The sequence below is a fragment of the Bacteroides sp. MSK.18.37 genome, from assembly GCF_019129155.2.
In the GTDB taxonomy this organism is placed as follows: domain Bacteria; phylum Bacteroidota; class Bacteroidia; order Bacteroidales; family Bacteroidaceae; genus Bacteroides; species Bacteroides ovatus.
Genome location: NZ_JAHOIB020000001.1, coordinates 4,415,992 through 4,434,882 on the forward strand (window position 1 = coordinate 4,415,992; position 18,891 = coordinate 4,434,882).

Sequence of the window (18,891 nt, forward strand, 5' to 3'; positions counted from 1 at the left end):
TTTTTAGTTTTCTGATATTTTCTTGAATACATAGGTGTAGGTATTCGAACCACACCCGGGGCTATGAGTAATCACGATGTTACGTTCGCCATTGGTAATGGGGAATAGGATATCGGTACTGGCCTGCTCCGTGGCTCCATCCTCTGTGAAATAGAGGCGAAAAGGATAATAGATATCGTCAACTTTCCACGTGCCATTGTGGCGTACCACAAAAGGCAGATAGTTTTCAATTGTGTACTTACCATCTTTCTTCAGGTCAATTTGGAACTGGCTGAAGTCCATGGTTTCGGTAATATCATTACTGTTGCGGCTCACTGTGGTGAGTTGCCACGTGCCTGATATGTCTTTGACCTGCTCCGTGTTTTTGTCAGGATCAGCAGGAGCAGAGAACGTATCACACGATGTCACAAGCAGAGTAGTCAGCAAGGCTATTGCCGCCAAATGTATGCTATGTTTCATATTTAGGGTATTTTATTAATTATAGTAGGGATTCTGTAGCAAATCTTTCGACTTCACCGTTTCATTGTAAGGAATTGGGAAGAAGTACATAGCCGGACGCCATACATGCGTGCGTACATCAAATTCTTTCCAAGTCTTTGTTCCGTCAGTGGCGCGAGTGATTTCAATGCCATGCATGGTTTTGCTTTCGGTTTGCGGAGCAATCATCCAGCGGCGTACATCAAAGAAGCGATGTCCTTCAAAAGCAAATTCAAGGCGGCGTTCTTCCTGAATGGCTTGGCGCATCTGTTTTTGTGTCATATTCTTTTTAAGTCCATACATACCATCTGCACCGGGCTCGATGCCGGCACGCTTGCGAATGAGTTTTAATATGGGATAGCAACCAAGTTGTTGTCCGCCTAGTGTTTCTTCGAAATCGGGCCCATGATATTCATTGGCTGCTTCAGCATACATCAGTAAAATGTCGGCGTAACGTATCAGTGGATCGTTGTGACGGCTTGGGTTCCATGTACTACCTTTACATAAGCGATCACATCCCTTGCGTACATAGAAACCAGTGGCAGTGCCTTGGTATACGGCATCGCTTGTTTGCCCTACGCCAATCCATGTGTTAACAACTGTGGTAGCACTGTAAGTATCGTCAGCAGGGACCAAAGCACCATCATAAATCACGGTGTTGTTGAAACGTGGATCACGATTTTGAGCGGGATTCAGAGGATCGAATGTGTATTGGCTGTTGTTAATGGGTTTACCGTCAATCATAGGGAAGGCATCTGCCAATTCTTTGTATATGTACCCGCCGTGGCGTGTTCCGGAGTGACTTCCACTAGGTGGATAGTAAGCAGCTTCATGTCCGGACTCACGTTGATACTTACGGTCGAGGATATTGCCGGCAAAGGCTCCGTTATTGTTTTTACCATCATCATCGGTTAAATTGGCATTTCGTGTATCACCGGCTTGGAATACGACGTAGAATCCGAAACCTGGTTCGGCTTTGCCGTTCAAATCTTTACTTCTAATAAAGAGATTATAGGTTCCTAGGTTGATTACTGCGCGGGCAGCATCCATTGCCGTTTTCCAACGTTCTTTATCATAAGAGGGATAGCCTACTAATTCTTTGGTATCAGTAGGAGCGAAATCACTTCCATTGAATAATGGACTAGCTGCATAGAGGCAGACACGGGCTTTAAGACCCAATGCCGCTGCCGATGAGGCGCGACCGTTTTCTTGACCTGTTCGTCGCACGGGAAGTACATTGAGTTGGACGATAGAGTCACATTGATGGGACACATACTCTACACATTCCGCCCATGTGTTGCGCGAGGTTTTCATTGTCGAAGTAGCATCATACACGTTATTACCGATAATAGGTACACCACCGTAGTGTTTCATCAGAATGAAGTAGTACCAGGCACGCAAGAAAAGTGCTTCGGATATGTATTGAGCTTTCCGGCTCTGTACCATCGGTGATCGGTCGATGTTGGCAAGGAATACGTTACACCGGCGAATGTTAGTGTAGCATTTCGACCATGCATCATCACTCACCGTAACCGGATTAACCGTACCGGTAGCAAACATCATGTTTGTCCAGATGGTTGACGAAGGATAAAATTCAGCTTCGTCACAAGCGCTTTGCAGCCCACCACCATTAGCCAAAAGGTATGTCCATCGGTTGTAGTTGATATCAAACCCGATATCGGTATAAATTCCGGTCAGGAAGTTGGCGGTATACGTACTATCTGCAAAAACGGTCTCACGATTTAAATCCGAAGTTTGGGTTTGATCGAGGAAACTGTCATTACAGGACGCAACTGTTCCTAAAAATAGGAGTAGCGTTAATGATTTCATGTACAATTTCATAGTAAAACTTATAAAATTAAAATTAAACAATTTAAAGCCAATAAGCCGAGACTAATTCACGACTTGAATTTGTATTAAGACGATTGACAAGATATACACCACTAAACACAATACTTTTTTTTCACGTATTATTATTCAGTGAAAAGGTCATTGTATTATTCGAGCAATGATAGTAAATCAAATACATCTAAAGAAAGAATTATCCGAATTAGTGGTTTTTCATTCCTGAATCGTCTTTATCCTAAACTCTAATAGTATAACATTATGAGACGCATCTTTTTGTCAACCTTTATGGCTTGTATTATCGGCTTTACAGGTGCAGAAACAAATTAAATAATCTTAAATATCTTATTAAACATGAAACCAATTCATCTTATCCTAAGTATCGCACTCCTCGCCGGAGGAGCATGTGGTGACCAGCAAGAACCTTATTACGGCAATTCAGAAGTGAAGATGCCTCAAATTGATTCCGAATGGAATCTCGAACTAATGCCAAATCGATCAGGACAATATTGGAAAGTGTTCGTCTACAAAGACTTGAAATACAATGCCCTTTTCACTCGGTCGTTGGGCTGGAATGGAGGAGACGGTGTGTTCACCACTGGTTTGCCTGACGGGAATATATTTTGGTCGTTCAATGATAGCTTCTATGGCGTAATCAATGAAAATCGTTCACGAGGTAATTGTAGTTTCCCTCGTAACAGTATTATGGTACAAACACCTGGTGAGAAGGATGAAAATCTTGTTTGGTTAGCTGATTACGTACAAACCAACGATCCTAATGCGGATAGATACTATCAGGTACGTACTCACATTCGTCATCCGAAAGCTACACTATCGGATGAAAAAATACAAGCTGGAGAAATCGATCAGGATTATCTTTATTGGGCAGGAGATGCTACGATATATAACAATCAGATGCAAATGTTGTGGGGAGCCGTTGATAATACCGATCCGAACAACTTGATGCGCCGCTTTGGTACTTGCTTGGCTACTTATAGCTTGGAAGGAAAGCCGGGTGATGCTACTTATATGAAACTTATCAGTCGTAATGATAATTTTAACGACCACACTTTAGGTTATGGCGACACTATGTGGGAAGACGAAGACGGACATATCTATCTTTACACAACTTCCAATTATAAGGTGGCTGTGGCACGTACCGCTACACGCGACCTTGGCAGCCAGTGGGAATATTATGTGGCCGATCCGCAAGGACATTTCTCGTGGACAACGCAGTACCCCTCAACCCAAGATGCTGAAAATTCTACAATTATCCCTTTGGAAAGTGCATGTTCTATGCCTTGGGTATTTAAAAAAGGTGATACCACAGGCTAAGCGCAAAGCGCCTTGCCGTCCTTTCGGACGGTAGGTTTCTAAACGCTCGCCACCGAACCGTACGTACACGTCTCCATGTATACGGCTCTCCATGGTTATTTTCAGTCTATTTCTTTTCATGAATCTTACGATAACAATTTTCACATACTGCTATTGTTTTTCTCTGTCTGGCAATCATGAAGCGTTCCCACTCCTGTTTGCCTTTCAGGTCTTTTAGCTTGCGGACATGCACCATTCTAAGGTTGTCCTCCGCTCCGCAATATTCACATTCACGGGCTTTCAACCGAGCCATAAGGCTGGTACTTTCAGTCCCGCGATAACTGGGCATGATATGCGCATTGTCAATACGCGCGTCTTTTCTCTGCTTGAACCCTCCATGATAAATAGTACGTTCCAACATTTCGCCCTTGTTGTTTTCATACCTTACTGTAAAGACTTTATTCCGGCAATATTTACGGATTATTTTCCTTACGGTTGATTCATACTTGGATGATAATGTTTTATACATACTCTCTTTCATGTAGTAATAGAAACTATTGAGAATGTTGACATTGTTTGCAATACAGTAGTAGTTATAGATTCCCCGAATTTCCGAATTGTATCGGTTGAGTATTTCAAGGTCATCATTACTACGGAGATACGGGCGTGAGGTCGATTCCCATGCTTCCTTGCCATTCTTGATTATTATGCGCATCGCATTATAGTCAAGCAGTTTCTTTCTCATAACCTCATAAGGCAGGAGAAGAACCACTTTATGGTCAAGTGAGCGTATGGGGATTCCTCTGAAATCCTTTCTCGTCTTGTCCGTACTGCGGACTGTAACATCAAAGCCGAGAAATTTGGCTGCGTCGTGTGAGTTGGTGATTAACGTCTTTTCATCCGAAAGTTCGAGTTTCAACGTATCTTGCAGAAAGGTCTTAATGTCCCCCTTTGCTTTTACACAGTCCTCTTTACTTCCGATTACGCAAATCAGAAAATCATCGGCATAGCGTACATACCTCATGCGTTTGAAGTTTTCGTCCATGTCAAGAGTTGCAGGAAGTTGTTGCATCTCACGGTGGAGAATGGCTATCTCCCTGCGCAATGCTTCTTTCTTCTGCTCGTCTGTTTCATTCTTCAGTTTCTTTACACGTTTGTCCTTACGATTTGCAACCCTTTTATATTCGGGGTTGCGTACACGTGCTTTACCTTTATTGAAGACGTTTATGTAGTTCCGCATAAATTTATCGAGTTTGTCAAGATAAATATTCGCCAAAATCGGACTTATTATGCCTCCCTGCGGTGTTCCGATATAGGAATTTTTGTACTCCCATTGTTCCATGTAGCCTGCTTTGAGGAATTTACGTATCAGTCGCAGGAAACGCTCGTCATTGATTCTTTCAGCAAGGATTCCGATTAAAACATCATGGTTGATGTTGTCAAAGAAACCCTTGATGTCTCCCTCGATGAACCAACGTGCTCCCGTACCTCCCTTTTGTAAGGAAGCCATAGCCGTATGACAGCCACGGTGTGGTCTGAATCCATGCGAGCAGTCTTCAAAATGACCTTCGTAGATGGATTCAAGAATCATCCTTACAACTTCCTGTACAAGTTTGTCCTTAAAGGCTGGTATGCCTAAAGGACGTTGCTTGCCATTCTTTTTGGGAATGTAAATTCTCCGTGCAGGGCACGGACGGTAACTTTCGTCTTTCAACTGTCCAATGATAGAGTGAATGTGCTTTATGCTCATTCCGTCTATGGTCTGCCCGTCTGTGCCTTTCGTATAGTTGCCCGCATTCTGCGACAACTTTTGATAGGCAAGTGCGTACAGATTTTCATTGAACAGCAGTCGGTAAAGCCGTTCAAACTTGTAATTAGGGTCTTGGCTGTGCCCAGCCAGACTGTTTAATACATTTGCTGAATCTCTCATAATGTCTCACACATCATTCGTTAAACATATTAAATAATAACTCACTGTCTCCCTTCGCCATGTACAAGGCTTTCCCTTGCTCGGACTACTACGGAGACTCTGTTGTCATATAGGATATTCAGGGGGCAAACCCCATAGCCTTTCGGCATTCCTACTTAGACAATCCCCATTTAGACATATAGTAACATAGCTCAATAGATTGTCGGATGCGATTTTCGTCCTTTTCCGCTTATTGCGGCTGTTCTGCAATCGGTTTTCGGCTCTCGTACTTGAGGTAGGAAAGTAGAAGTATTGCAGCCCGACGTTTGTAACTATCTTCCGTCGGGGTTTACCAACTAACAACTCGGACTGTCGTTCAAACAGTATAGTCTTCATCCTCATATCTATCATTTCATTTAGACATTCAGTAGCAGCATGATAGTTAGCTGACTTATGCCGTTTCCAACATGCGACACTCCCCACCGCCTTTCGGCTAAGTGGATAAGTTGGCTAATGACCGGCGTTGAAAACCCTTGCCGGGTAGGTTGCTAAGCCTACATTTACTATATGCCCTTATGGGCGCAGTACTACATGATCGGACAATCCATGTGGTTCGGGAGAGACGTGCTGATGTTCCGTAGTAAGCACCCTTATGGGCCGTTTGTCGACCAAAAGACTCTCTTTACATTGCCCGAATTTCTTGATAAGATTGGCGAACAACGTTATCAACATGTTTATATGGTAAATATTCATCCGGCTTTATCACGTACCGGTGAATTGGTGATCTCTACCAATACAGACTGTTCCAACTTTTGGGATAATTTCAATGCACCGGGTAGTGCTGACTTCTATCGTCCTTATTTCTACCGTGTATTTAATTGGGAATCATTGTACGATAACGATGCTCCACTTGAGTAAAAGGATTTACTATCTCTGACGTTGATCATAAGTTTCATTGGGCTGATGCTGTGATTGATGGTAATTCCATCATCGTCTCATCTCCTGAAGTTGCTTTCCCAATAGCAGTGCGTTATGCTTGGGCAGATAATCCAATTTGTAATTTATACAATGGAGTTAACCTTCCGGCGTCCCCTTTCCGTACAGATGACTGGCAGGGTATTCTTATGGTAATAAATAGATATAGTTGTTTCGATTTGCCAAGTGAAATAGATGTAACACATAAAAAAATAACCATGAACAAGCTCATTTATTTAGTAATTTTCTCTTTCTTATCAACAAGTATATATGCCCAAATGAAAGACCTTGTGCAATATGTCAATACACTGCAAGGTACCGACTCTCATTTCGGATTAAGTTATGGAAATACATACCCTACTACCGGTATGCCTTATGCCATGCATACGTGGTCTGCCCAAACAGGGAAAAATGGAGAAGGCTGGAAATATCAATATGCGGTAGATAATATCAGAGGATTCTGCCAGTCTCACCAATGCAGTCCGTGGATGAGTGATTATGCAGTGTATTCCTTTATGCCGATGGTAGGGAAGTTAGTCGTTAATCAGGAGATGCGGGCAACGAAGTTCAGCCATGATAATGAAATTGCCAAGCCGCATTATTATAAAGTGATGCTGGATAATGGAATTACAACCGAGATGGCTCCAACTACTCGTGGTGTACATTTACGCTTTTCTTATCCCTCTACCGAAGACGCCTATCTGGTAATTGACGGATATACGGATATGAGTGAAATTAAGATTGATCCGGCAAAGAGACAAATCTCCGGTTGGGTGAATAACCAACGTTTTGTAAATAACTCTAAGACATTCCGTAGTTACTTTGTAGTGCAGTTCGACAAAGCATTTGAGGATTACGGTATGTGGGAAAATCAGAAAGATGAGATTTATCCTAAAAAGTTGGAAGGAGAAGGCAAAGGCTATGGTGCTTATATCAAATTTAAGAAAGGATCGAAAGTACAGGCAAAGGCTGCCTCTTCCTATATCAGCGCAGAGCAGGCTGTGATTACATTGAACGACGAACTGGGTAAAGATAAGAATTTGGAAGCCACCAAAATACGTGGACATAAAACGTGGAATGAATTATTGAACAGAATCCAGGTAGAAGGTGGAACAGACGAACAAATGAAGACTTTCTACTCCTGCCTGTTCCGTGCCAATCTCTTCTCACGCAAATTCTATGAACGTAAAGCGAATGGAGAACCTTATTATTATAGTCCTTATGACGGCAAAGTATATGATGGATATATGTATACAGATAATGGCTTCTGGGACACTTTCCGTTCTCAATTTCCATTAACTAATATTCTTCATCCTACCATGCAGGGACGTTACATGAATGCCTTGCTTGCCGCACAAGAACAATGCGGATGGTTACCTTCCTGGTCAGCTCCCGGAGAAACAGGAGGAATGTTGGGTAATCACTCCATTTCATTATTGGCAGATGCGTGGGCAAAAGGGATTCGGACTTTTGATCCGGAGAAAGCCTTAAAAGCATACGCGCACGAAGCCATGAATAAAGGTCCTTGGGGAGGTGCCAACGGACGTGGTTTCTGGAAAGAATATTTTGAACTGGGATATGTTCCTTATCCGGAATCAATGGGATCGAGTGCACAGACAATGGAATATGCATACGATGATTTCTGTGGCTACCAACTGGCTAAAATGACCGGAAACAAACACTATCAGGAAGTCTTTGCCCGTCAGATGTATAATTATAAAAACGTATTCGATCCGTCTATCGGTTTTATGCGTGGAAAAGGCGTTGATGGTAAATGGCAGGAACCGTTTGACCCATTGGAGTGGGGTGGACCTTTCTGCGAAGGTAATGCCTGGCATTATACCTGGTCCGTATTCCATGATGTAGAAGGATTAATAGACTTGTTCGGAAGCGACCAAAGATTTACGACCAAAATGGATTCGGTATTCACCCTTCCCAGCACTATTAAACCGGGAACTTACGGAGGAGTGATCCATGAAATGAAAGAAATGGAATTGTCGGGTATGGGACAATATGCACACGGCAATCAGCCGATTCAGCACATGCCTTATCTGTATAGCTATGCCGGCCAACCGTGGAAAACCCAGTATTGGGTGCGTCAGATCGTTGAAAGATTGTATAATTCCACAGAAAGAGGATATCCGGGAGACGAAGATCAAGGTGGTATGTCATCATGGTATATCTTGAGCTCATTAGGCATTTATGCCGTTTGTCCGGGTACGGATGAGTATGTAATTGGCAGTCCGTTATTTAAGAAAGCTACTATAACGATGGAAAACGGTAATAAATTCGTGATTGAAGCGAACAACAATAGTAAAGAGAATCTCTATATCCAGTCTGCTACCTTAAATGGACGTGTGTTGGATAAGAATTTTATCAGATACGACGATATAGCAGACGGAGGAATTATCCGTTTTGAAATGGGAAGTCAACCGAATAAAGAACGATGTACGTCGAAGTATGCCGCTCCCTTCTCATTGTCGAAAGAATAAGAAACTAAAAAGATATAAGAAGAATACAGTATGAAAAATAAAATTTTAACAGGTTTATTATTGGTTTTGATTGGAGGGTGGGGGAGTCTCTCGGCGCAGAGCGCCGGGAGTAATTATGCCCGTCAGGTAAATACCCTGATAGGAACGAAGGGCGTGGGTTTGACTTCGGGATATCTTTATCCCGGAGCCACCTATCCTTATGGAATGGTGCAGTTCACTCCCTCTTATTTTTCCAAACGTTCCGGATTCGTCATCAATCAGTTGAGTGGTGGCGGTTGCGAGCACATGGGTAACTTTCCCACTTTTCCGGTAAAAGGTAAACTGAAGATGTCTCCGGACAATATTCTCAATTACCGTATCAATATTTCTGAAGAAAAAGGACATGCCGGTTATTATGAAGCAAAGGTGCAGGAAGATATTCATGCAAAACTGACAGTAACCGAAAGAACCGGTATGGCGAGTTATGAATATCCGGCAGATCAGCAATATGGTACGGTAATTATCGGTGGAGGCATTTCCGCAACTCCGATAGAGCAGGCCGCCATCGTTATTACTGCACCGAATAAGTGTGAAGGATATGCAGAAGGCGGTAATTTCTGTGGACTCCGTACACCGTATAAAGTCTATTTTGTAGCAGAGTTTGATACGGATGCGTTGGAATCGGGAACATGGAAAAGAGATGAACTGAAGCCGAACACGACTTTTGCTGAAGGAGAATACTCCGGAGTCTATTTTACTTTTGATGTAAATAAGAAGAAAAATATCCAATATAAGATTGGGGTTTCTTATGTATCAGTAGAAAATGCACGCGAGAATCTGAAAGCGGAGAATACCGGATGGGATTTCCTGCAGATTCAGAATCAGGCAGAATCCAAATGGAATCATTATTTGGGTAAGATTGAAGTAGAAGGAACCAATCCGGATCGTACCACTCAATTTTATACTCATCTGTATCGTTCATTCATTCACCCGAATGTATGCAGCGATGTGAACGGAGAATACATGGGAGCTGACTTCAGAGTGCATAAATCCCGTTCCAAGCACTATACTTCTTTTAGCAACTGGGATACCTATCGTACACAGATTCAACTATTATCAATCCTTGATCCTGAAGTAGCCTCTGATATTGTTATTTCTCACCAATTGTTTGCCGAAGAAGCTGGTGGTGCTTTCCCGCGTTGGGTGATGGCTAATATAGAGACCGGCGTGATGCAAGGAGATCCGACTCCTATCCTGATATCCAATGCTTACGCTTTTGGTGCTCGCAATTATGACCCGAAACCGATTTTCAAAACCATGAGAAAAGGAGCGGAAGAACCGGGAGCAATGTCACAGGAGGTTGAGGCTCGTCCGGGCCTGAAACAGTATTTGGATAAAGGATATTACAACGCTTCTATACAATTGGAATATACTTCCGCTGATTTTGCAATCGCACAATTTGCCTTACATGCCGTAGGAGATGAGTTTGCAAGCTGGCGTTATTTCCATTTTGCACGTTCATGGAAGAATCTGTATAACCCGGAAACCGGATGGTTGCAATCACGCAATCCCGATGGTTCGTGGAAACCACTGACTGAAGATTTCCGTGAATCGACCTATAAGAATTATTTCTGGATGGTGCCATACGACATTGCCGGTCTGATAGAAATCATTGGAGGCAAAGCAGCGGCAGAAAAACGCCTGGATGAATTCTTTACTCGTCTGGATGCCGGCTATAATGATGCCTGGTTCGCTTCCGGCAATGAACCGAGCTTTCACATTCCCTGGATATACAACTGGGTCGGAACTCCCTATAAAGCACAGGAGATTATTAACCGTGTATTGAATGAACAGTATTCAAGTAAAATTGATGGTTTGCCGGGCAATGATGATTTAGGGACGATGGGCGCCTGGTATGTGTTCGCTTGTATCGGTCTTTATCCCGAAATACCGGGAGTGGGAGGCTTTACGGTGAACACTCCGATATTCTCATCCGTGAAAGTTCATTTAAAGAAAGGGGATATGGTGATAAAAGGCGGTTCGGAAAAGAATATTTATATCAAGTCCATGAAGCTAAACGGTAAACCGTATGACAGTACATGGATCGATTGGGATCAACTGAATAATGGGGCTACAATAGAATACACTACTTCGTCCAAGCCTGACGTGAAGTGGGGAACTAAAGTGACGCCTCCCTCTTTCCCTTAAAGCAAATCAACGAGGTATATAAATTTATGATATAAGATAATTTTGTAAGAGCACTTATTTATAACATCAAACGTGAAAATGAAAAGAAAACTACAAAACATAGCTTATCTACTGATGGCTGCCGCATTAATCACTTCCTGTGGCGAGAAGAAGCAAACAGCAGAATTCCCGGATTGGGCGTGGGCAGATTTCCAGCGTCCGGAAGGAATTAATCCGATTATTTCTCCTGACACTACTACCTTTTTCTATTGTCCGATGCGACAGGAGTCAGTAGCATGGGAAGCGAGTGATACGTTTAATCCCGCTGCTACTGTTTATGATGGGAAAGTAGTAGTCTTCTACCGGGCTGAAGACAACTCGGCAATCGGTATCGGATCACGTACCTCCCGTTTGGGATATGCCTCTTCTGACGACGGACTACACTTCAAACGAATGTCCGTACCTGTATTTTATCCGGCAGACGACAGTCAGAAAGAACTGGAAAATCCCGGCGGTTGCGAAGACCCACGTGTTGCTGTAACAGAAGACGGGCTTTACGTAATGCATTACACACAATGGAACCGCAAACAGGCACGTTTGGCAGTGGCCACCTCGCGCGATCTTCAAACGTGGGAAAAACATGGACCGGCTTTCGCAAAAGCATACAACGGAAGATTCATGGATGAATTTTCCAAATCTGCCTCTATCGTAACCAAATTAATTGACGGCAAACAAGTGATTGCCAAGATTGACGGCAAATACTGGATGTACTGGGGAGAAAAGTTTGTGAATGTAGCCACTTCCACGGACCTTGTCAACTGGGAACCGATGTTGGATGAAAATGGAGAATTCCTGAAAGTGATGACTCCCCGCGCAGGTAAGTTCGACAGTGACCTGACCGAATGTGGTCCTCCTGCCATCCTGACTGACAAAGGAATCCTTTTATTTTATAACGGCAAAAATAAATCGGGCGCAGAAGGAGACACACTGTATACAGCCAACTCTTATTGCGCCGGACAAGCCTTATTTGATGCCAAAGATCCTACTAAACTAATCGATCGCTTGGATAAACCTTTCTATATTCCCGAATCAGACTTTGAAAAGAGCGGACAATATCCAGCCGGAACCGTATTTATAGAAGGGCTTGTATTCCACAATCAGAAATGGTTCTTATATTATGGCTGTGCCGATTCACGCGTGGCAGTTGCCGTATATGATCCTCTCAAAAAATAAAGAAAACGTTCATAATGAAAATAACAGTTTATAAAATAGAAATTAAGACATGAAAAAACTTTTTGTATTGATTGCAGCGGCTTGTATGACATGTACTGCTGCGTTTGCACAAACTGTGAAACCTTTTAAGGAGGGTGAGAGAGCAGTGTTCCTGGGAAATAGTATAACGGATGGTGGGCATTACCATTCATACATCTGGTTATATTATATGACTCGTTTTCCGGATATGCCTATCCGTGTTTTCAACGGTGGTATTGGTGGAGATACGGCGTATGATATGAATAAACGCCTGGATGGTGATATTTTTGCGATGAAACCTTCCGTGTTGATGGTTACTTTTGGTATGAATGATTCCGGATATTTTGAATATAACGGTGATAAGCCCAAAGAATTCGGTGAGCAGAAATATCAGGAAAGTATAAAGAATTACCAGCAGATGGAGAAACGTTTTAAAGATCTTCCTGATACCCGTATCGTGATGGTCGGGACTTCTCCGTATGATGAAACCGTACAACTCAAAGAGAATACACCGTTCAAGACAAAAAATGAAACCATCAAACGGCTTGTTGAATATCAGAAAGAATCGGCAGCTAAGAATAATTGGGAATTTACCGATTTAAATGCTCCTATGACAGCTATTAATCAGCAATATCAGCAGAAAGATCCTACCTTTACCCTTTGTGGCAGTGACCGTATTCATCCCGATAACGACGGACACATGGTAATGGCCTATCTTTTCCTGAAAGCCCAGGGATTTGTAGGTAAGGAAGTAGCGGATATGGAGATTAATGCTAATAAAAAACAAGCCGTTAAGTCGGAAAATTGTACCGTTTCAAATATAAAGAAGAATGGAAAAGATTTGAGTTTTGACTATTTGGCAGAAGCTCTTCCTTATCCTTTAGATACTATTGCTCGTGGTTGGGGACAGAAAAAGAGCCAGGCAGAAGTGCTGAAAGTTGTTCCTTTTATGGAAGAGATGAACCGTGAAACGTTGAAAGTAACAGGACTAAAAGGCAATTATAAGTTGTTGATAGACGATGAAGAAATTGGAACTTGGAGTGGAGATGAACTGGCAAAGGGCATTAATCTTGCTGCTGAATCCAAAACTCCCCAGTACCAACAAGCATTGACGGTGATGCACCTGAATGAATATCGTTGGGAAATTGAAAGAACATTCAGAGAATATGCGTGGTGTGAATTCGGCTTTTTCCAGCAAAAGGGATTGTTGTATGCTGACGACAGAAAAGCGATCGAGGTGATGGATGAAAACTTGGATAAAAACGTTTGGTTGAAGGGACGTCGTGATATGTATTCAAAGATGATGTTTGAAGCTGTCCGTGATGCTCGCCAACAGGAAATGGATGTTCTTATCAATAAGATTTATGAAATAAATAAGCCTGTTGTAAGAAAGATTTTACTTAGAAAGATATGATGCGATAACAACGTACAAATACGATAGAATACTCACCGTAATGAGAAAGAATTCTCACTGTAATGAGAACTTTTTCTCATTGCGATGAGTATTTTTTCTCATTACAGTGAGTATCGTTGAGAATATATGAATAGATAAGTACTCTTTGTAATAGCTTGATAATGTATGTCTTATTGTAGCTTTTGCATTAAAGAGACTACCTTTATTGAATTCTTAATTCTTTTTCCAGAAATCGGAAGTGAAAAGTAGTAATACTGTAAACAATTCCAAACGTCCCAAGAGCATTAAAAAAGAAAGCAGCCATTTGGCGGCATCAGGCAATTGACTCCATGAAAAAGCCGGGCCGCATGTACCGAGTCCCGGTCCCATATTACCCATACTTGAGATTACGGTTCCGATTGATTCCAGAAAACCGACTCCCAGCCCCATCATGATAAGTATGCTGATGATAGCGATGACTGCATATAAAAAAGTAAAGGCCAATACTGTAGACTGGATGGAAGGAGAAATAACCTGTTTGTTAACTCGCACCGGGAGCACGGCATTAGGGTGAAGAATATGTTTGAATTCGTTTTTCACAACCTGAAACAGGATAACCATACGAATACATTTTATACCTCCTGTTGTACTGCCGGCACAGGCTCCGATGATCATCACTATTACAAGGCATCCCCAAAGAATAGAAGGCCAAAGCATATAATCGGCTGTGGCAAATCCCGTAGAAGTTTGCAAGGAAATCACTTGGAAAAGTGATTTACGGAACGCCTCTTCTATCTCCATAGAAGAAGTCTGATGAAGCCAGACTGCAATAAATATAGTAAAGAAAGAGACACACCAGAAATAGAACTTTAGCTCTGCATCATGAATGAACTTCTTTATTTTTCCATTGAACATCAACAGTAATAGCGTGAAGTTGATGCCCGAAAGAAACATGAAAATAGAGATTACATAATCTATATAGGGTGAATGATAATATTCGATACTTGCTTGTTTGGTAGAAAATCCGCCAGTGCTGGTTGTCGTGAAAGCATGGCATATACTGTCAAACACACTCATACCTCCAAATACTAATAAGACAATCAATGTCCCTGTCATTCCGGCATAAATACCCCAAATCCATTTGGCAGTGATACCAATACGGGGATGCACTTTGTCATGAGTAGGACCGCTGGCTTCTGCTGCAAACACCTGAATCCCACCCACACCGAAAATCGGCAGAACGGCAATGGTGAAGAATACAATACCCAAACCGCCTATCCATTGCGTCATAGCCCGCCAAAAAAGTATTCCATGAGGCATTGACTCTATATTATTCAAGATGGTGGCACCCGTACTGCTGAACCCGGACATCGTTTCAAAAAATGCATCCGTAACACTTGGGATATACCCTCCTATATAATAAGGTAACATTCCGAAAAGGGAAAAGGTGACCCATGCTACACTGACTATGACATATCCATCACGGCGATTCAGGGATTTCACTGCGTCTTTCCCGATGGCGAGCAACAGAATACCGATGCTAGTGGTAATAGCCGATGAAACCAGAAAACTCTGCAAGTCATTCTCCTTATAAAAAAGAGAAACACCCCCACAACATAATAGCATAACTGTTTCTATCAGAAGCAGAAAACCCAGAATCCGGAATATCATCTTCGAGTTAATCATATACAAGTATTTGTTGATACTTAGTGAAAGAACTTCTCAATCTTTTTAATCATCATGCTTAAGCAGAATACGACTACATGGTCGCCGGGGCGGATTTGCGTATCACCTGTCACCAGGATACCTTCTCCGTTACGGATCATTCCTCCGATGGTGGTGCCTTTGGGAAGTCCCAGGTCTTTAATCAGGTGTTTGGTTATTTTGGCTCCTTCCGGTACGGTGAATTCTGCAACGTCCGCATTGGCAAAAGTTAGGCATTTTACATTAGACACGTCGGCGTCCAACATCATTTGGTAGATATGGCTGGCAGCAATCATTTTTTTATTGATAACCGTGCCGATGTCGAGACTCTCTGCCATACCGATATAGTCGATGTTCTCCACTTCTGCCACCGTCTTTTCCACTCCCATGCGTTTGGCGGCGAGACAGGCCAGGATATTCGTTTCCGAGTTGCCGGTCAGGGCTACAAATGCTTCGGTATTCTTTAGCCCTTCTTCGATAAGCAGGTCCATGTCGCGACCGTCTCCGTTGATAATCATTGTTTTGTCATCCAGTAGCTCTGTCAGACGGTTGCAACGGTTCAGGTCATTATCCACTATTTTCACCTGCATATAGTCCGGCACATATTGTGCGGTACGGACTGCGATACGGCTACCTCCCATAATCATTACATTGCGTACGTCGGCATAGTCTTCTTTGCCGGCTATCTTACGTATATAAGGAATGTATTTGCGGGTAGTGGTGAAATAAACAATATCATGCAATTTAATAACATCGTCTCCGCGAGGGATAATCGTTTCCGTTCCGCGTTTGATGGCTACTACATGGTAAGGAATGTTGGGACCGCCTAATTGGTGCAGCGGTATATTCAGGATTTCAGCCTTTTCGCGCATCTTCGTACCAATCAGAACCAGCGAACCTCCACAGAATTCCCACCATTGGCGTACCCAGCTCATGCGCATGGAAGATACGATTTCTTTAGCAGCCAGCATTTCCGGGTAAATCAGCGAATCTACTCCTAGCTTCTGGAAAAACTCTTTATTTTTGGGTAGAAGATATTCATAGTTGTCGATACGCGCCACTGTCTTTTTGGCTCCCAGGTTGGTAGCCAGCATACAGGCAGTCATGTTGCGGCTTTCGTCCGGTGTGACTGCGATGAACAGGTCGGCTTCTTTGACGCCCACTTCTTTCAATCCGGAGATGGAAGAAGGAGAAGCGGCAACAGTCAGCAAGTCAAAGTTGGCGCTAAGAGCACTTAGTTTCTCTTCGTCATCATCCATCAAGATAATATCTTGCTTTTCGCGCGATAACAGTTTGGCCAAATGGGTGCCTACGTTGCCGGCACCGGCAATAATAATCTTCATGTCAATTGATAAATTCTTTTATTTTAGTCAGAATCCCTTCTTCATCCATGCCGCACAGTTGGTATAGTTCGGCAACTGCCCCATGTTCTACAAATATATTAGGGATACCGATACGCTTCACGGTCGGTTTGTATTCGTTGTCTGCCATAAATTCGAGGACAGCGCTACCCATACCGCCTTTGATAATTCCGTCTTCGATGGTCAGGATACGTTGGAATTTACGTCCTGCCTCATGCAACAATTCTTCATCCAGCGGTTTCAGGAATCGTAAATCGTAATGGGCGATGGACAGACCTAAATCTGCTTCTGCCCGGGTGATGGCACGGGCGGCTACGTTTCCTATCGGTCCGATAGTAATCACTGCAAGGTCGCTACCCTCTTTCAGTTTCCGTCCTTTTCCTACCGGAATTTCTTCCAGCGGACATTTCCAGTCCACCAGTACGCCGCGTCCACGGGGGTAGCGGATCACGAACGGTCCCTTGTCCGGCAATTGTGCCGTATACATCAGGCGACGTAATTCATGTTCGTCCATCGGGGAACTGATAGTCAGATTAGGGATCGGGCGTAAACATGCCATATCAAAAGCTCCGTGATGAGTAGGACCGTCTTCGCCAACCAGTCCGGCGCGGTCGAGACACAAAACAACTGGGAGATTCTGAATCGCTACGTCGTGGATGATATTATCATGCGCCCGTTGCATAAAAGAAGAATAGATATTGCAGAACGGTTGCAGTCCGTCTTTAGCCATTCCTCCGGAGAAGGTAACCGCATGTCCTTCGGCAATACCGACATCGAAAGCGCGTTTCGGCATTTTCTCCATTAGTATATTCATCGAACAGCCGCTGGGCATGGCGGGAGTGACACCGACAATCTTCGGGTTGGCTTCGGCAAGTTCCACCAGTGTATTTCCGAATACGTCCTGGAAAAGCGGGGGCATTCCTTCGGTGTTGGCAATGAAACGTTCGCCGGTGACGGGATCGAATTTGCCGGGAGCATGCCATTCGGTAGCGTGTTTCTCTGCCGGTCCGAATCCTTTTCCTTTGATAGTATGCAGGTGCAGGATTTTAGGTCCTTGCATATCTTTGATATCACGTAATACTCTTGCCAGGTTCTTTACGTCGTGTCCGTCTATCGGACCGAAGTAACGGATATTCATCCCTTCAAAAATATTCTGTTGCTGTGCCGCCATTGATTTCAGGCTATTTCCGAAACGGATGAGCGCTTTGCGGCGTTCTTCGTTTAAAATGCCAAGCTTGAACAGCATGCGCGAGAGCTTGAAACGTAGCTGATTATAGCGGTTGGAAGTCGTTAAGTTGAAAAGATACTGCTTCATGCCTCCTACGCTGCGGTCGATTGCCATATCATTGTCATTCAGGATAATGAGCAGGTTGTTCGACGTGGCAGATGCGTTGTTCAGTCCTTCAAAAGCCAGTCCGCCACTCATTGATCCGTCGCCGATAATGGCTACTACATGGCGTTTGGCGTCTCCTTTCCGGGCGGCTGCGACAGCCATACCAAGAGCGGCAGAAATAGAATTGGAAGCGTGTCCGCACGTGAAAGTATCATATTCGCTTTCTTCCGGAGACGGGAAAGGGCGGATTCCACCGAGTTTCCTGTTTGTGGAAAATGCTTCACGGCGTCCTGTAAGAATTTTGTGGCCGTATGCCTGATGCCCCACGTCCCATACAATACGGTCGTATGGTGTATTGTAGACGTAGTGCAGAGCTACGGTTAGTTCCACGGTCCCCAGGCTGGCGGCGAAATGTCCGGGGTTGCAGCAGAGTTCTTTAATAATGTCTTGTCTTAGTTCACCACATACTTCCGGTAGTTGCTCTACGGTTAGTTTACGTAGGTCTTCGGGGTAATTGATGGAGTTTAACAAGTTATATGTTGGTTCACTATTCATGATTCTAGGAAATTTAGTGCAAAAATACGAAAAGAAAGTATATTCGACCTCCTTTTTTTTATAAAATCTTATCCGGTATAAAGACGTATCTGTTTTTCTATGCTTCCTAAGATTAT

10 protein-coding genes and 2 pseudogenes are annotated in these 18,891 nt (G+C 43.3%); 6 read left to right on the forward strand and 6 right to left on the reverse strand.

The features are described 5' to 3' along the window. Positions 1 to 3: 3 nt before the first annotated feature. Complete coding sequence (locus tag KSX81_RS16985) at positions 4 to 459, reverse strand: DUF5004 domain-containing protein (protein WP_004301484.1); 456 nt, start codon at positions 457 to 459, stop codon at positions 4 to 6. A gap of 15 nt (positions 460 to 474) precedes the next feature. Continuing rightward, a complete protein-coding gene (locus KSX81_RS16990) occupies positions 475 to 2,319 on the reverse strand; it encodes a RagB/SusD family nutrient uptake outer membrane protein (RefSeq protein WP_004301485.1) in 1,845 nt (614 codons plus the stop codon). Positions 2,320 to 2,676: 357 nt separating this feature from the next. Between KSX81_RS16990 and KSX81_RS16995 the strand changes: the two are divergent. Then, positions 2,677 to 3,648: pseudogene (locus KSX81_RS16995) on the forward strand (DUF5005 domain-containing protein); the annotation flags it as partial. 115 nt (positions 3,649 to 3,763) lie between these two features. On the opposite strand, the gene KSX81_RS17000 reads toward KSX81_RS16995, so the two are convergent. After that, positions 3,764 to 5,566: a reverse transcriptase domain-containing protein gene (locus tag KSX81_RS17000; protein WP_008646012.1), complete on the reverse strand. Its 1,803-nt coding sequence runs from the start codon at positions 5,564 to 5,566 to the stop codon at positions 3,764 to 3,766. 564 nt (positions 5,567 to 6,130) lie between these two features. Between KSX81_RS17000 and KSX81_RS17005 the strand changes: the two are divergent. The 5 genes and pseudogenes from KSX81_RS17005 to KSX81_RS17025 all read left to right on the forward strand — a co-directional run. Next, positions 6,131 to 6,463 (forward strand): annotated as a pseudogene (locus tag KSX81_RS17005) (DUF5005 domain-containing protein); the annotation flags it as partial. Positions 6,464 to 6,738: 275 nt separating this feature from the next. Then, the gene (locus tag KSX81_RS17010; RefSeq protein ID WP_004320975.1) at positions 6,739 to 9,012 is read left to right on the forward strand and encodes a GH92 family glycosyl hydrolase; all 2,274 of its coding nucleotides are present in this window, start codon (positions 6,739 to 6,741) and stop codon (positions 9,010 to 9,012) included. A 30-nt stretch (positions 9,013 to 9,042) separates the two neighbouring features. Continuing rightward, complete coding sequence (locus KSX81_RS17015; protein ID WP_004301488.1) at positions 9,043 to 11,199, forward strand: GH92 family glycosyl hydrolase; 2,157 nt, start codon at positions 9,043 to 9,045, stop codon at positions 11,197 to 11,199. 78 nt (positions 11,200 to 11,277) lie between these two features. Then, complete coding sequence (locus KSX81_RS17020; RefSeq protein WP_004301489.1) at positions 11,278 to 12,411, forward strand: glycoside hydrolase family 130 protein; 1,134 nt, start codon at positions 11,278 to 11,280, stop codon at positions 12,409 to 12,411. 49 nt (positions 12,412 to 12,460) lie between these two features. Next, positions 12,461 to 13,843 carry an SGNH/GDSL hydrolase family protein gene (locus KSX81_RS17025; protein WP_004301490.1) on the forward strand — a complete coding sequence of 461 codons (1,383 nt, stop codon included), beginning with the start codon at positions 12,461 to 12,463 and terminating at the stop codon, positions 13,841 to 13,843. Positions 13,844 to 14,056: 213 nt separating this feature from the next. Here KSX81_RS17025 and KSX81_RS17030 read toward each other — a convergent pair whose 3' ends face one another. The 3 genes from KSX81_RS17030 to dxs are packed head-to-tail and all read right to left on the reverse strand — an operon-like array spanning position 14,057 to position 18,775. Further along, positions 14,057 to 15,508, reverse strand: coding sequence for a TrkH family potassium uptake protein (locus KSX81_RS17030; RefSeq protein WP_004301491.1), 1,452 nt, complete (start codon positions 15,506 to 15,508; stop codon positions 14,057 to 14,059). 20 nt (positions 15,509 to 15,528) lie between these two features. Continuing rightward, positions 15,529 to 16,869, reverse strand: a complete 1,341-nt coding sequence (gene trkA / locus KSX81_RS17035) for a Trk system potassium transporter TrkA (RefSeq protein WP_004301492.1) — start codon at positions 16,867 to 16,869, stop codon at positions 15,529 to 15,531. A gap of 1 nt (position 16,870) precedes the next feature. Next, positions 16,871 to 18,775, reverse strand: coding sequence for a 1-deoxy-D-xylulose-5-phosphate synthase (gene dxs / locus KSX81_RS17040; protein ID WP_004301493.1), 1,905 nt, complete (start codon positions 18,773 to 18,775; stop codon positions 16,871 to 16,873). Between the last annotated feature and the right edge of the window lie 116 nt (positions 18,776 to 18,891).